Source organism: Amycolatopsis sp. NBC_00348 (assembly GCF_036114655.1).
GTDB lineage: Bacteria > Actinomycetota > Actinomycetes > Mycobacteriales > Pseudonocardiaceae > Amycolatopsis.
In genome coordinates this window covers 9,162,583-9,177,225 of record NZ_CP107994.1, presented here as the reverse complement: position 1 = coordinate 9,177,225, position 14,643 = coordinate 9,162,583, and the positions used below count along the sequence as shown (strand labels likewise).

Genomic DNA, 14,643 nt, shown 5'->3' with positions numbered 1-14,643 from the left:
GATGCCGCCCCTCTCGTGCTCAGGACTGCGTCAGTGCGAGTGGCCGTGGCCCGCTGCGGCGGACTCTTCCTCGGCCGGCTTCTCGACGATCGACGACTCCGTCGTCAGCACCAGGCGTGCGATCGAGGCGGCGTTCGCCACCGCGGACCGGGTCACCTTGACCGGGTCGACGATGCCGGCGGCCAGCAGGTCCGTCAGCTCGCCGGTGGCGGCGTTGAAGCCGTGTCCCCAGCTCTGCTCCCGCACCTTGTTCACGATGACCGCACCTTCGTGGCCCGCGTTGGTCGCGATCCAGAACAGCGGGGCGGACAGCGCGTCGCGCACGATGCGGACACCGGTCGCTTCGTCGCCCTCGAGGCCGAGGCCGTCTTCGAGCTCCTTGACCGCGTGCACCAGCGCCGAGCCGCCGCCGGGCAGGATGCCCTCTTCGACAGCCGCCTTGGTCGCCGCCACGGCGTCCTCGATGCGGTGCTTGCGCTCGTTCAGCTCGGTCTCGGTGGCCGCGCCGACCTTGATCACCGCGACACCGCCGCCCAGCTTCGCGAGCCGCTCCTGCAGCTTCTCGCGGTCCCAGTCGGAGTCGGTGGTCTCGATCTCCTTGCGGATCTGCGCGATCCGGCCCTGGATGGCGTCCTTGGCCCCGCCGCCGTCGACGATCGTGGTGTCGTCCTTGGTGACGACGATCCGGCGGGCCTTGCCCAGCGAACCGAGGTCGGTCTCGGACAGCTTCTGGCCGATCTCCGCGGAGACGACCTCACCACCGGTGACGAACGCGAGGTCGTCCAGGAACGCCTTGCGACGGTCACCGAAGAACGGCGCCTTGACGGCGACCGCGGTGATCGTCTTGCGCAGCGAGTTCACCACGAGGGTGGACAGCGCTTCGCCGTCGACGTCCTCGGCGATGATCAGCAGCGGCTTCTTGGCCTCGACGACCTTCTCGAGCACCGGCAGCAGCTCCGCCAGCGACGAGACCTTCTCGCGGACGAGCAGGATGTAGGCGTCCTCGAGGATCGCCTTCTGCTCCTCCGGGTTGGTCGCGAAGTGCGCCGAGAGGAAGCCCTTGTCGAACTGGACGCCCTCGGTGATCACCAGCTCGGTCGCCAGGGTCGACGACTCCTCGATGGTGATGACGCCGTCTTCGCCGACCTTCTCGACGGCTTCGCCGAGCAGGGCGCCGATGTTGGCATCACGCGAGGTGACGGTGCCGACCTGCGCGATGCTCTCGCGGCCCTTGACCGGGGTCGCCTTGCTCTTGAGGACCTCGATGACCTTCGCCGCGGCGGCTTCGATGCCACGGCCGATCGAGGTCGGGTTCGCGCCGGCCGCGACGTTGCGCAGGCCGACCTTCACCAGCGACTGCGCGAGCACCGTCGCGGTCGTGGTGCCGTCGCCGGCGACGTCGTTGGTCTTTGTGGCCACGCTCTTGGCGAGCTGGGCGCCGAGGTTCTCGAACGGGTCGTCGAGCTCGATCTCACGGGCGACGGTCACGCCGTCGAGGGTGATGGTCGGGCCGCCGAACTTCTTGTCGAGCACGACGTGGCGACCGCGCGGGCCGAGGGTGACCTTGACCGTGTCGGCGAGCTTGTTCACCCCGCGCTCCAAGGCGCGACGAGCGTCCTCGTCGAATCTGATCTGCTTGGGCATAGCGTGTTCCGCTTACCTTTCGGTGGGTCTGAAACGCACGAACGCCCCGCTCCCCGGCTTGTGCGGGGCCCGGGGCGTCATGCGCTGCGAGCGGACGTCAGTTGATGACGGCCAGCACGTCGCGGGCGGACAGGATCAGGTAGTCCTCACCGTTGTACTTGACCTCGGTGCCGCCGTACTTCGAGTAGATGACGACGTCGCCGACGGAAACGTCGAGCGGGACGCGGTTGCCCTTGTCGTCGATCCGGCCCGGGCCCACGGCCAGAACCTTGCCCTCCTGGGGCTTCTCCTTGGCGGTGTCGGGGATGACGAGACCGGAAGCGGTCGTCTCCTCGGCCTCACTCGTCTGGACAACGATCTTGTCCTCGAGCGGCTTGATGTTCACGCTCACCGGGTTGACCTCCACGGTCGTCGAAAGCGTTGGCAGGTTGTGGTTACGGCTCTACCACCCCCGCCGTCGCGGGTGCCGGGGCTGTCGGGCCGTGCGATTAGCACTCTAGCCACGGGAGTGCCAGTCTCGCAAGGAGGGTGCGTCTTGCCGGTGAGAACGCGCCTGACCGGCGGCTTTGTTCCGCCGCCCCAGCCGCCGGTCAGGCGCCGCTCAGGAGCAGCAGCCCCCGGACGGCGCCGCGCTCTCCGCGTCGGCCTTGACGACGTAGACCTCCCACGGCTCCCGCCCCGGCCCGTGCACCCACACCTTGTCCTGGACGGCGTAGCAGCAGGTGGTGCCGGTCTCGGTCCGGGTTTCGAGGCCTTCGCCGGCGAGCCGCCCGGCGGCCGACCCGACCTGCTCGGCGGACTCGACCTCGACGCCGAGGTGGTCCAGGACCGTGGCCTGCCCGGGCTCGCCTTCCAGGAGGACGAGCTTGAGCGCGGGTTCGGCGACGGCGAAGTTCGCGTAGCCGGGACGGCGCTTGGCGGGGCCGGTACCGAACAGCTTCGAGTAGAAGCCGATCGAGCCTTCGAGGTCGCCGACCCGCAGAGCGAGCTGTACTCGGGACACCACTGCCTCCTTGGATAGATGGTCGTCTAAGCAGAGCATTGCGCCTTGGATAGACATCCGTCAAGATAGAGAAGTGTCGAATCAGCTCCCCGTCGCCTGCTGCGCGCCGCTCGTCCGCGAGCCGCTGACCGAACCGCAGGCCGTGGAGCTGTCCGCGTTGTTCAAGGCGATGGCCGACCCGGTGCGGCTGCGGCTGCTGTCCCTGATCGCCTCCCACGGCGGCGGCGAAGCGTGCGTGTGCGACCTGACCGAGGCTTTCGACCTGACCGGCCCGACCATTTCGCACCACCTGAAGGTGCTTCGGGAGGCCGGCCTGATCACCGGCGAACGGCGCGGGACGTGGGTCTACTACCGCGTCCACCCCGAGGTGCTGGCCCGGCTGGCCGCCGTGCTCGTCCCCGCCTGAGCGCGGGCTCTTACCCCCAGCGTGAGTTTCTGGTTAGGTTCTCACCGTCTGGCACCTGAACCCTGGGGGTTTATGCCCATGTCGTCTCGTTCGCTCTCCAGAACGGCGGCGCTGGCCGCCGCCGTCGCCCTGCTCGGCGGGGCCCTCACCGGCCAAGCCCATGCCGCGACCACCACCACCGATCAGCGGCAGCGGGACTTCGCCGCCGCGGCGGCCGAGTTCGGGGTGCCGGTGGACGTCCTGCTCGGCGTCTCCTACCTCGAATCCCGGTGGGACTTCAACGCCGGGACGCCCAGCGCGTCCGCCGGGTACGGCCCGATGCACCTCACCGACCTGCGGGAAGCCGGGGTCGCCGGCAGTCACCACGACGTCGGCAGCGAGGACCCGCGCGGCGACGACGCGCGGCCCGCGTTGCACCCGGCCGCCGGGCCCGACGTGCCGCCGCAGACCGGGCTGCAGACCGTCGACGAGGCCGCGGCGCTGACGAAGACCGACGCGCGGACCCTGCGCACCGACACCCGGCAGAACATCCGGGGCGGCGCCGCGCTGCTCGCGAAGTACCACGCCGGCGGGACCGGCTGGTACGACGCCGTCGCGCACTACAGCGGCTCGACCGGCGACGCCGCGCAGACGTTCGCCGACGAGGTCTTCGAGACGATCAAGAGCGGCATGAGCCGCACCACCGACGACGGCCAGCAGGTCACCCTCGCCGCCACGCCGGGCCTCGCGCTGCCGAAGCACGCCGAGGCCGCGGTGAACCCGGCGAACGTCGAGTGCCCGCGGACCGTCACCTGCGAGTCCGTCCCGGCGCCCTACCAGGAGCTGCCGAACGACGACTACGGCAACCACGACCTGGCCAACCGGCCGGTGAGCCAGAAGATCGACCACATCGTCATCCACGACACCGAGGGCTACTGGGACAGCGTCCTCAAGCTCGCCCAGGACCCGACGTACGTGAGCTGGAACTACACCATCCGCTCGGCCGACGGCCTGATCGCGCAGCACGTCCCGACCAAGGACGTCGCCTGGCACGCGGGCAACTGGTACATCAATGCGAAGTCGATCGGCGTCGAGCACGAGGGCTTCGCCGCGAAGGGCACCTGGTACACCGAGGCGATGTACCGCTCGAGCGCGAAGCTCATCGGCTACCTGGCGCGCAAGTACGACATCCCGCTCGACCGCGCGCACATCATCGGCCACGACAACGTGCCGGGCACGGTCCCGTCGACGATCGCGGGCATGCACTGGGATCCGGGCCCCTACTGGGACTGGTCGCACTACTTCGACCTGCTGGGCGCGCCGCTCGGCGGGTTCGGCCTGCCCGGCTCGTCGCTGGTCACCATCGACCCGGACTTCGCGAAGAACCAGCCGCTCTTCACCGGCTGCGACACCGCCGGAACACCTTGCGCGCCAAGGGGTTCCGAGGCCGTAATGCTGCACTCGCAGCCCAGTGACGCCTCACCGCTGCTGGTCGACATCGGCCTGCACCCGGCGGGCGGACCGTCCACAACGGACGTCTCCGACGTCGGCAGCCGCGCCGCCACCGGGCAGCAGTTCGCCGTCGCCGGCACCAGCGGCGACTGGACGGCGATCTGGTACCTCGGCCAGAAGGGCTGGTTCCACAACCCGCACAACGCGCGCGTCGCGAAGCCCGCGATCGGCCTGGTCGTGACGCCGAAGCCCGGCCTCGCCACGATTCCGGTGTACGGCCGCGCCTACCCCGAACCCGAGGCCTACCCGGCGAACCTGACGCCGCAGGCGATCACGCCGCTGCCGTACACGCTGGCCGCCGGGCAGAAGTACTCGTCGGCCGGGGTGGTCGGGTCGGAGTACTACTCGGCGACCACGTTCGACGTGGCCGACCACGTGGTCGTGAAGGGCAAGCTCAAGTACGTCCAGATCCAGTTCGGGCACCGGATCGCGTTCGTCAAGGCGGACGACGTCCGGTTCCTGCCGGCGTTCTAGCCCAAAGCCGTGAAGGCCTCCTTACCGGCTCTTATGGCCGGGAAGGGGGCCTTCACGGCTTTCAGGCGTCGAGCGCGACCTTCGCTCCCCCGGACCGCTCGGTGTTGCGGCGTGTCTTCGCCCAGCCGTTGCGGCGGCGGATCAGCCGGAACAGCGCTCGCCACGACGTCACGTAGAACGTGTAGATGTACGCCGCGTACGCGAAGCCCAGGCCGATGCCCCGCAGGATGTTCTTGCTGCGCAAGCACTTCAGCTGATAGATCGGGCCCCAGACCAGGAACGGCAGCAGGCCGAACGAACCGTAGATCGCGAACAGGATCCAGGCGCCGCCGGTGAACCACGTCCACATCTGCGCCGGGTCGCCGGCGGTGCTGAAGATCAGCAGCAGGAACGGGATCGGGTACAGCAGCGAGCCGAGCAGCTGCAGCCACGGCTGCGCGAGGTAGTACATCATCTCCGCCGCGCCGAGCGTGCTGACGTGCGGCGAGTCCCAGATCCGCCGCAGGTACCGCGCGCACTGCATGGTGCCCTGGCCCCAGCGCGTGCGCTGCACCAGGAACCGCCGCAGGCTGTACAGACCTTCCTGCGCCACATGGGAATCCGGGGTGAACCCGGTGCGCCAGCCCGCGGTCAGCAGGTGGACGCCGAGCTCGAAGTCCTCCAGCAGCGAACCGCGCCACGGCTGCCCGCCCGGGCCGGCGATCGAGTCGAGCGCGGTGAGCCGGGTGAACTGGCCGTTGCCGCCCATGGAGATCGTGCCGGTGAAGCCGCGCGACGTCTGGATCGCCGCGATCGCCGTCCGGAACTCCAGGTCCTGCAGCTGCGCGAGCTTCAGCCCGAACCAGCGGCCAGCCGGGTTGCGCGTCGGCGGCGGGGTTTCGACGTTGCTCATCCACACGTCGAGCTGCACCGCGCCGATCCCCAGGTCGCCGAAGAGGTGGTCCGCCGCGCAGACCTCGAGGCAGTTCGGCGCCGGGCGGCCGTCGGCGTCGACCACCACGACCACGACGTCGTCGCGGGTCGCGTCCGGCCCCATCCAGTCGTTCAAGGCCCGGTAGGCCGCGTTGAGCGCGTCACCCTTGCCGGTGCGGGCTTCGGGCCGGACGCGCGGCACGAGGTGCAGGTACGGGTCGTAACCACCGTTGCGCCGCCACAGCATCCGGACGACGCGGGCGGTGCGGTCCTCCGAGTCGTCGTCGACGACCCAGACGTGCGCGTGCCGGAACGTCGTGCGCAGGTAGCGGATCGTCTCGCGGATGACGGTCTGCTCGTCGCGGCACGGGACGAAGAAGTGCCACGTGAAGTCCGCCGGGTCGCCGACCGGGCCGGGCTTGCGGCGCAGGTACGGCACGACGATCAGCACGACGTAGACCAGGAACGCCACGCTCATCGTCAGCGCGAAGGCCTGGGTGATCGCCAGCAGGACCTTGCCGCTCATGCGTTCTTCTTCCGCGTGGCCAGCCAGACGAACAGGACGAGCGAGACGGCGCCGCCGAACACGCTCACCATCGAGCCGAGCAGCGTGTGCCCCCAGTAGTAGCCCTCGTCCGGGCCGAGCTGGTGGACCAGGCCGACGATCGTGAGAATGCGCAGCTGGTTCACCAGCACCACGACGACCGCGGAAACGCCGAGGGAAAAGAACAACCGGCGCGCATTCGCGGGCCGGAACCAGAGCATGGCCATCGTCACAACGAGCAGTGGCAACAGAAGAAACGCCGACGAACATTCCGGGGTCATTCTCAACCCGAATGGAGTAGCGCCGCTCAACCCAAAGTAAACGGACTCTCGATCACCGGCGACATAAACACCCGATGTAGTGATGATGTTGAGGATCGCGCCCGCCAGCTGTACTTCCAGCTCGCGGTACAGCCGCTCGGCCAGCACCACGACGGCGCCCGCGGCGGCCAGCGCACCCAGCCCCACGACCAGCGGGAACTTCGCCATCCCTGAGTTCGGAGCGCTCGCTACGGCCACGACGTTCCTCTCGGTGTCGATTTCTCATGGAGGTTCAAGCGGCCATTCGGCAGGTGCGGCGGCGAACTTGCTAGACCGTCCGAGTGATGCCGTATTCGACCTGCGAAGACGTCCGAAAGCATTACCCGATCCGGTGATTCGGTGAATTTCGTGTGCTATTCGAGGTCGTGTTGGCGATAGTCGATTCGCGTGCCGACTCGAGGCTGGCCGGATCGATCCGCGCCGGAGTCGGACACACCACGCGAACCCCCGAGAAACTCAGCGAATTCGGAGGACCAGTTGATGAAGAGCTCCCTCGTGCGCCGTGGCGGACTGCTCGCCGCGGTCGTGGCGAGCGTCGTGCTCGCCGGCGCGGCCCCCGCTTCGGCGGCCCCCGGCGACGGTTCCGCGTACGGCGTCAGCGTGAACGTGACGCTGCTCGGCCAGCCCGCGGTGAAGGTGGGGCCGCTCGCGGCCGCCAACACCGCGGGCCCGACGACGAACACCGTGGCCAGCGCCAACGCGGCCGGGATCCTGACCGCCGGGGTGATCACCGCCGAGGCCAAGCGCGACGACGAATCCGGTGCGGTGACGGCGAAGGCGACCACCGCCGACGTCGGCCTGCCGCTGCTCAAGGCCGCGCTCGGCACCGTCGGCGTCAAGACCGTCGAAGCCGTCTGCACCGCCACCCAGGAAGGCGTCAAGGGCAGCAGCACGCTGGCCGACGCGAAGCTCGGCAGCGTCGGCGCGGTCGACGCCAACCCGGCGCCGAACACCCAGGTCAAGGTGGCCATCGGCCTGGTCAACGTCGCGACGATCATCCTGAACGAGCAGGTCCAGAACAAGGACGGCAGCCTCACGGTCAACGCCCTCCACGTGAAGCTGCTCGGCGGCGTCGTCGGCGCGCTCGGCTCGGGTGACGTCATCGTGTCGTCGGCGACCTGCGGCCCGGCCGCGCCGCCGATGCCGCTGGCCTCCGGTGCCGGCCTGTGGGTCGGGCTCGGCCTGCTCGGCGCCATCGCGCTGCCGGTCGGCACGCGCATTCTCCGCAACCGCCGCACGGTCTGAGCGAGGTCCGGGTGTACAGGATGCCGGGTGCCGGCGTCGGCGTGGCCGGTGGCGGGGTGGGCACCCTCGCCGCCACCGGGGCCGACGTCGGGTGGTGGCTGGCCGTCGGCGTGCTGCTGGTCCTGCTCGGGACCGTCGCGCTGATCGCCGTCCACCGCCGCAACCGCCGGCTCTCCCAGGCGCGGGAGCACTGAGGCCAGGGCCGTCGGCGTGCGCCCCTCGCACGCCGGCGGCCCTTGGCAGAGATTTTCGTGGAAACTGGACGATGTGGAAAAGAGGCACCGCGGGGTGGATGTGATGTTGCTGGCCGGGACCCGCCCGGAAGCGCTCAAACTCGCGCCGCTGGCGCTGGCCATGGACGCGCACCCGACACTCCGGCCGATCCTGGTCCACAGCGGCCAGCACGCCGGCATGGTCGAACAGGCACTGCTGCCGTTCGGCCTGGTCGCCGACGCGTGGCTGGACGTCCCGCCACGCGTCACCGGCGGCCAGGCGGAGCTCGTGGCGGGCCTGCTGCCGGCGCTCGACGACGCGCTGCGTCGCTACGCCCCGGCCGCGCTGGTCGTCCAGGGCGACACGACGACGACGCTGGCGGGCGCGCTGGCCGCGTTCTGGCTGGGCATCCCGGTGGTGCACCTGGAGGCCGGGCTGCGCACGCACGACCTCACGGCGCCGTTCCCCGAGGAGGGCGCGCGGCAGATGGTGTCGCGCCTGGCCGCGCTGCACCTGGCGCCGACGCTCAGCGCGGCGGCCGAGTTGCGCGCGGAAGGCGTTGCGCGGCAACGCATCGCGGTCACGGGCAACACGATCGTCGACGCGGTGCTGGAGATCGCGGCGCGCGACCTCCCGGCGCGCGACACGGCGCTGGCGCTGCTGGAGATGGAGATCGCGGAGGCCGGCGAGCGGCTGGTGCTGGTGACGTCGCACCGCCGCGAGTCCTGGGGCGAGCCGCTGGAGCAGACGCTGGCGGCGGTGCAGCTGATCGTCGCCGAGCACCCGGACGTCCAGGTGCTGTTCCCGGCGCACCCGAACCCGCAGGTCAGGGCCCAGGTGGATGCCTCGCTGGGCGGCCTGCCGCGGGTGACGGTGACGGACCCGCTGGAGTACCCGGACCTGGTCCGCGCGCTGCGGCTGGCGTCGCTGGTGCTGACGGACTCGGGCGGTATCCAAGAGGAGGCGCCGACGTTCGGCACGCCCGTGCTGGTCCTGCGCGACGTCACCGAGCGCGCGGAGGTCGTCGACGCGGGGTGCGCGTGGCTGGTGGGCACGGACACGGCCCGCATCGCCGACACCGCGGCCCGGCTGCTGCGCGGCGAGCTGCGCACGGCCCAGGTCGGAAACCCTTACGGCAACGGCAATGCGGCCGTCTTGGCGGTAGCGGCGATCGAGGAGCTGCTGGGCGTCGGGACGCCAGCGCACAGGCACGCCGCGGCTTCCTAGGACCAAGACTTGTCGTGAGTGGTAATGCGGGTTCTAACCCTCATTACCACTCACGAGCGGTACTAGAGCGAGATGACGGTGACCGGGAGGGCCGGGTTCGCGCTGAAGTCCAGGGCCGCCGTCGGGCGCTTGGCCGCCACCACGTGGGCGCCCAGCGCGGCGATCATCGCGCCGTTGTCCGTGCACAGCCGCGGCCGCGGGACGCGCAGCTCGATGCCCGCCGCGGCACAGCGTTCCGCCGCGAGCGACGACAGCCGCGAGTTCGCCGCCACGCCGCCGGAGATGACGATCGTGCCGATCCCCTGCTCCTTCGCCGCGCGGATCGCCTTCGCCGTCAGCACGTCCGCGACGGCTTCCTGGAACGACGCCGCGACGTCGTCCACCGGGATCTCTTCCCCGCGGCGAACAGCGCCTTCGACCCAGCGCGCGACCGACGTCTTCAAGCCGGAGAAGGAGAAGTCGAACTTCGCGTCACGCGGGCCGGTCATGCCGCGCGGGAACGCGATCGCGGCCGGGTTGCCGTTCTTCGCCGCCTTGTCGATCGGCGGGCCGCCCGGGTACGGCAGGCCGAGCACGCGCGCGACCTTGTCGTACGCCTCCCCCGCCGCGTCGTCCACAGTGGACCCCAGCTCGGTGATCGACGACGCGATGTCGTCGACGCGCAGCAGCTGCGTGTGCCCGCCGGAGACCAGCAGCGCCAAGCACGGCGTCGGCAACGGCCCGTGCTGCAACGTGTCCACCGCGATGTGCCCGGCCAGGTGGTTGACGCCGTAGAGCGGCACGTCCAGCGCCGTCGCGTACGCCTTCGCCGCGGAGACGCCGACGAGCAGCGCGCCCGCGAGACCCGGCCCCGCCGTCACCGCGATGGCGTCCACATCGGACAGTGACAGCCCGGCTTTCTCGAACGCGCGGGAAGTCGTCGGGACCATCGCTTCGAGGTGCGCCCGGCTGGCGACCTCGGGCACGACACCGCCGAAGCGCGCGTGCTGCTCGACGCTCGAGGCGACCTCGTCGGCCAGCAGCTCGAGCGTGCCGTCGTCGTGCAGGCGGACCAGGCCGACGCCGGTCTCGTCGCACGAGCTCTCGATGCCCATGATGATGCGCGACATCAGCCCGCCACCTCGTCTCGCGTCCGCGCGGGGCGGACCATCGTGTACGCGTCGGCACCGGAAGGCTGGTAGTAGCGCTTCCGGATGCCGAGCCGTTCGAAGCCGTGGCGCTCGTACAGCCCGAGCGCGGTCGTGTTGTCCGTGCGGACCTCGAGGAACACCGGCGCCTCGAACTCGTCGGCGCGTTCGAGCAGGGCCAGCAGCAGCGCCTTGCCGATGCCCTGGCCCTGGTACTCCGGCGCGACGCCGAGGGTGTGCACGGTCGCCTCGTACTCGCCGCGACGCCGGCCGAGAACGGCCAGCCCGGCGTAGCCGAGGAGCTCGTCGCCCTCGTCCGGGCGCGCGGCCAGGTAGAAGTGGCCGATGTCCAGCTCGGAGTGGAACGCGTGGGCGTTCCACGGGTCGTCCCCGGGGAAGAGGATCTTCTCGATCTCGACGCAGCGGGCGATGTCCTTGCGGCGCAGGGGATCGAGTCTCACGGCGCGGTCACCCGTTTCGGCGCCGACGGCTCGGCGGCGTCGGGGCGCCGCAGGTACAACGGCGTCAGCGGCGCGGGCGTCTCCTGCGCGAGCAGGGCGCTCCGAGCGGCCTTGACCAGCCCGGCGGGCGACGGGAAGCGCGGCTCGATCGGCCGGACGTCGAGCACCGCGCCGTAGAGGACCGCGCCGTCGCCGGCCGCGGCCTTGACGTCGGTTTCGAGGTCGGCCGGGCGCTGGACGTCGGGACCGTGCGTGCGCGCGCCGGACGCGTCGTAGGCCGCCCAGTAGACCTCGCGGCGGCGGGCGTCGGTGAGCACGAGGAACGGCTTCTCACCCGGGGCGACGTCGGCGGCGATCGCGTCGAGGCTGCCGACCGGGTACACCGGGATGCCGAGCGCGTGGCCGAAGGCGGCCGCGGTGGCCATGCCGGCGCGCAGGCCGGTGAACGGCCCGGGACCGACGCCGACGACGATGGCGTCGAGGTCCTTGAGGGTGATGCCGGCGGCTTCGGCCGCGGCCAGCGCGTGCGGCGTGATCAGCTCGCCGTGGGCGCGCGGGTCCACGGTGACGCGGTCGCCGCGCGTCTCGACCCGGTCGCCGTCCAGTGCGACGACGCCCGCGGTGACCGCCGGGGTCGAGGTATCGATCGCCAGTACCAACACGGTGTCCCAGCCTACGACCAGGCCGGGATGTCGCATTCGCGGGCCCGGATCACCGGTTAAACCGGTCGCTGCGGGGGTCTTATCCGCACGGTAACGTGCGAATCGGGGTTCGCAGGAGCGAGTCCCCCGAGCTGGAGGTCCCCGCGGTGCCCGACCCGTTGTTCCCCGCCCTCACGTCAGCCTCGGGCAACGAAGCCCTCCGATTCGGCGAACAGGCCCTGACCTACGCCGAGCTCGCCGCCGTCGCCGGCGGTCTCGCCGCCGAGCTGCCCCGCGGCCGCGTCGCCGTGTGGGCGACGCCGACCCTGCACACCAGCGTCGCCGTCGTCGCCGCCCTGCTCGCCGGGGTGCCCGCGGTGCCGCTGAACCCGAAGATCGGCGAGCGCGAGCTCGCGCACATCCTCGCCGACAGCGAGCCGCAGCTGGTGCTGGCCGAACCCGGCGTCGCGCTGCCTGTCGGGCTCGCCGGCCTGCCGCGGCGGGACATCCCGCTGACCGGGCCGGCCACGCCGCTCAAGGAAGAGCCGGACGCCGAGACGCCCGCGTTGATCGTCTACACGTCGGGGACCACCGGGCCGCCGAAGGGCGTCGTCCTCCCCCGCCGTTCGATCGCGACCACGCTGGACGCCCTCGAAGACGCCTGGGCGTGGACCGCCGACGACGTCCTGGTGCACGGACTCCCGCTGTTCCACGTGCACGGCCTGATCCTCGGCATCCTCGGCCCGCTGCGCCGCGGCGGCTCGGTCCGCCACCTCGGCCGGTTCTCGACCGACGGCGTCGCCCGCGAGCTGAAGGCCGGCGCGACCATGGTGTTCGGCGTCCCGACGATGTACCACCGCATCGCCGGTGAGGTCGGGACTGACGAAGCGTTGGCCGACGCCCTGCGCGGCGCGCGGCTGCTCGTCTCGGGGTCGGCGGCGCTGCCGGTGCACGACCACCAGCGGATCACCGAAGCGACCGGACAGCAGGTCGTCGAGCGCTACGGCATGACCGAGACGCTGATGAACACGAGCGTCCGCGCGGACGGCGAACGCAAGCCCGGCACCGTCGGCGTCCCGCTCGGCGGCGTGGAGCTCAGGCTGATCGGCGACGCCGGCGAGGTGCTCGACGACGTCGAGACCGTCGGCGAGATCCAGGTGCGCGGCCCCAACCTCTTCACCGAGTACCTCAACCGCCCGGACGCCACCGCGGCCGCGCTGGCCGACGGCTGGTTCCGCACCGGCGACATGGCCACGCGCGACGCCGACGGGTACGTCAAGATCGTCGGGCGCAAGGCGACCGACCTGATCAAGAGCGGCGGCTACAAGATCGGCGCGGGTGAGATCGAGAACGCGCTGCTGGAGCACCCCGGCGTCGCCGAAGCGGCCGTCACCGGCGAGCCGGACGACGACCTCGGCGAGCGGATCGTCGCCTGGGTCGTCCCGGAGGGTGAGCGGCCGTCGGCCGAGGAGCTGGCCGACCACGTCGCCCGGCTGCTCGCGCCGCACAAGCGCCCGCGGGTCGTCCGCTACCTGGATGCCTTGCCGCGCAACGACATGGGCAAGGTCCTGAAGCGAGCGCTCGGTGACTAGGCGGCCGGCGCGCGAGGTCGTCGACACGATTTCGACCGGTTTCGAGGAGTTCACGACGCCGCTGCGCGAGGAGCCCGCCGACGGGCCGATCGACTGGCCGGGTTACCGCGAAGCACGCTCCGCCGCCGAAGAGCGCACCGGCGAGAAGGAGTCGGTCGTCTGCGGGACGGCGAAGATCGGGGACGCCGAGGCCGTCGTGATCGCGTTCGAGTTCGGGTTCCTCGGCGGCTCGCTGGGCCAGCGCACCGGCGACCGGATCGAGGCGGCGTTCGCGCACGCCCGCGACGTCCGGCTGCCGGTGGTCTCGCTGATCGCGACCGGCGGCAGCCGCATGCAGCAGGGGATGCGCGCGCTCATGCAGCTGCAGCGGGTGGCGCGGGCGGCGGCGCGGACGCGGGCGGCGGGCGTCCCGCAGATCGCGGTGCTGCGCGACCCGACGACCGGCGGCGGCTGGGCGACGCTCGGCGCGGGCGCCGACGTCATCCTCGCGCTGCCCGAGGCCCAGGTCGGCTTCGCGGGCTCGCGGGTGCGGCCGGCCGGCTCCCCCGAGGCCTACACGGCCGAGGCGAAGCTCGCGTGGGGCCAGGTCGACGCCATCGTCGCGCCCGAGGACCTCGGGCCGGCGTTAGAACGCCGGCTGCGCTTGCTGACGTCCCCGTCGAACGCCGCGGCGCCACCGCCCCGGGCGCTGCGCGAGGCGGCGTTGCCGGACACGGGCTGGGACGCGGTCCAGGCCGCGCGGTCCCCACGCCGGGCGCGAGCCGTCGAGTACCTGGACGCCTACTTCGACTGGCGCGAGGACATCAGCGGCGACCGCTGCGGCGGCGTCGACGACGGCGTCCGCTGCGGCTTCGGCTGGCGCAACGGCCGCACGATCGCATACGCGGCCCAGTGCGGCACGCCGACGCTGCCGTCGGGCTTCCGCACGGCCGCGCGTCTGGTCCGGTTGGCGTCACGGCTGGCGATCCCGGTGCTGACGCTGGTCGACACCCCGGGCGCGGCCAACGACGCGGCGGCGGAACAGGCGGGCGCGGGCGGCGCGATCGCGGACCTGTTCGAGGCGGTCGCGACGGCGTCCGCCCCGGTGACAACGCTGGTGATCGGCGAGGGCGGCTCGGGCGGCGCGCTGGCGTTCGCGGCCCCGGGCTCGACGTGGGTGACCCCGGACGCGTACTTCTCAGTGACGTCACCCGAAGCGGCGGCGGCGATCCTGAAACGTCCCGCATCGGAGGTCCCGGAGCTGGCCAACCAGCTACGCCTACGCCCACAGGACCTGGTGCAGCTGGGCGTGGCCCGCGCGGTCGTCTCGGTGCAAGAGTCGTGAGTGTTCAGGGCGGTTAGAA

Annotated in this window: 15 protein-coding genes; 7 read left to right on the top strand and 8 right to left on the bottom strand. The window is 71.4% G+C overall.

Annotated elements, in window-relative coordinates:
- Positions 1–30 precede the first annotated feature (30 nt).
- The 3 genes from groL to OHS58_RS41265 form a co-directional block, all read right to left on the bottom strand.
- On the bottom strand, positions 31–1,644 hold the full coding sequence (gene groL, locus OHS58_RS41275; protein WP_247060629.1) for a chaperonin GroEL: 1,614 nt from the start codon (positions 1,642–1,644) through the stop codon (positions 31–33).
- 97 nt (positions 1,645–1,741) lie between these two features.
- The gene (gene groES / locus OHS58_RS41270; protein ID WP_007031106.1) at positions 1,742–2,035 is read right to left on the bottom strand and encodes a co-chaperone GroES; all 294 of its coding nucleotides are present in this window, start codon (positions 2,033–2,035) and stop codon (positions 1,742–1,744) included.
- A gap of 210 nt (positions 2,036–2,245) precedes the next feature.
- On the bottom strand, positions 2,246–2,647 hold the full coding sequence (locus tag OHS58_RS41265) for an ArsI/CadI family heavy metal resistance metalloenzyme (protein ID WP_326946060.1): 402 nt from the start codon (positions 2,645–2,647) through the stop codon (positions 2,246–2,248).
- 73 nt (positions 2,648–2,720) lie between these two features.
- Here OHS58_RS41265 and OHS58_RS41260 point away from each other — a divergent pair, with 73 nt between their 5' ends.
- Positions 2,721–3,053, top strand: coding sequence for a metalloregulator ArsR/SmtB family transcription factor (locus OHS58_RS41260; protein ID WP_326946059.1), 333 nt, complete (start codon positions 2,721–2,723; stop codon positions 3,051–3,053).
- Positions 3,054–3,125: 72 nt separating this feature from the next.
- Positions 3,126–5,018, top strand: a complete 1,893-nt coding sequence (locus OHS58_RS41255) for an N-acetylmuramoyl-L-alanine amidase (RefSeq protein WP_326946058.1) — start codon at positions 3,126–3,128, stop codon at positions 5,016–5,018.
- A 61-nt stretch (positions 5,019–5,079) separates the two neighbouring features.
- On the opposite strand, the gene OHS58_RS41250 is transcribed toward OHS58_RS41255, so the two are convergent.
- Both OHS58_RS41250 and xrtP read right to left on the bottom strand, forming a co-directional pair.
- On the bottom strand, positions 5,080–6,456 hold the full coding sequence (locus OHS58_RS41250; protein WP_328645926.1) for a glycosyltransferase family 2 protein: 1,377 nt from the start codon (positions 6,454–6,456) through the stop codon (positions 5,080–5,082).
- Entirely contained in the window at positions 6,453–6,962 is a 510-nt protein-coding gene (xrtP, locus tag OHS58_RS41245; RefSeq protein ID WP_328645925.1) for an exosortase P, read from the bottom strand. The genes OHS58_RS41250 and xrtP overlap by 4 nt, the downstream gene beginning before the upstream one ends.
- Before the next feature lie 312 nt (positions 6,963–7,274).
- Between xrtP and OHS58_RS41240 the strand changes: the two genes are divergently transcribed.
- The 3 genes from OHS58_RS41240 to wecB all read left to right on the top strand — a co-directional run bounded on the left by OHS58_RS41240 (position 7,275) and on the right by wecB (position 9,479).
- Positions 7,275–8,039 carry a choice-of-anchor P family protein gene (locus tag OHS58_RS41240; RefSeq protein ID WP_328645924.1) on the top strand — a complete coding sequence of 255 codons (765 nt, stop codon included), beginning with the start codon at positions 7,275–7,277 and terminating at the stop codon, positions 8,037–8,039.
- An 11-nt stretch (positions 8,040–8,050) separates the two neighbouring features.
- The gene (locus OHS58_RS41235; protein ID WP_328645923.1) at positions 8,051–8,233 is read left to right on the top strand and encodes an LPXTG cell wall anchor domain-containing protein; all 183 of its coding nucleotides are present in this window, start codon (positions 8,051–8,053) and stop codon (positions 8,231–8,233) included.
- A gap of 94 nt (positions 8,234–8,327) precedes the next feature.
- Positions 8,328–9,479: a non-hydrolyzing UDP-N-acetylglucosamine 2-epimerase gene (gene wecB / locus OHS58_RS41230; protein WP_328645922.1), complete on the top strand. Its 1,152-nt coding sequence runs from the start codon at positions 8,328–8,330 to the stop codon at positions 9,477–9,479.
- 62 nt (positions 9,480–9,541) lie between these two features.
- On the opposite strand, the gene tsaD is transcribed toward wecB, so the two are convergent.
- Genes tsaD through tsaB form a run of 3 tightly spaced genes read right to left on the bottom strand, consistent with a single transcriptional unit; the run spans position 9,542 to position 11,729 of the window.
- Complete coding sequence (gene tsaD / locus OHS58_RS41225; protein WP_328645921.1) at positions 9,542–10,588, bottom strand: tRNA (adenosine(37)-N6)-threonylcarbamoyltransferase complex transferase subunit TsaD; 1,047 nt, start codon at positions 10,586–10,588, stop codon at positions 9,542–9,544.
- Positions 10,588–11,067, bottom strand: a complete 480-nt coding sequence (gene rimI, locus OHS58_RS41220; RefSeq protein ID WP_326946051.1) for a ribosomal protein S18-alanine N-acetyltransferase — start codon at positions 11,065–11,067, stop codon at positions 10,588–10,590. Before rimI ends, tsaD begins: the two co-directional genes overlap by 1 nt.
- Positions 11,064–11,729 carry a tRNA (adenosine(37)-N6)-threonylcarbamoyltransferase complex dimerization subunit type 1 TsaB gene (gene tsaB / locus OHS58_RS41215; RefSeq protein WP_326956045.1) on the bottom strand — a complete coding sequence of 222 codons (666 nt, stop codon included), beginning with the start codon at positions 11,727–11,729 and terminating at the stop codon, positions 11,064–11,066. Before tsaB ends, rimI begins: the two co-directional genes overlap by 4 nt.
- A gap of 146 nt (positions 11,730–11,875) precedes the next feature.
- Between tsaB and OHS58_RS41210 the strand changes: the two genes are divergently transcribed.
- Both OHS58_RS41210 and OHS58_RS41205 read left to right on the top strand, forming a co-directional pair.
- Positions 11,876–13,300, top strand: coding sequence for an acyl-CoA synthetase (locus OHS58_RS41210; protein WP_328645920.1), 1,425 nt, complete (start codon positions 11,876–11,878; stop codon positions 13,298–13,300).
- Positions 13,293–14,624: a carboxyl transferase domain-containing protein gene (locus OHS58_RS41205; protein ID WP_328645919.1), complete on the top strand. Its 1,332-nt coding sequence runs from the start codon at positions 13,293–13,295 to the stop codon at positions 14,622–14,624. The genes OHS58_RS41210 and OHS58_RS41205 overlap by 8 nt, the downstream gene beginning before the upstream one ends.
- Positions 14,625–14,643: the final 19 nt, after the last annotated feature.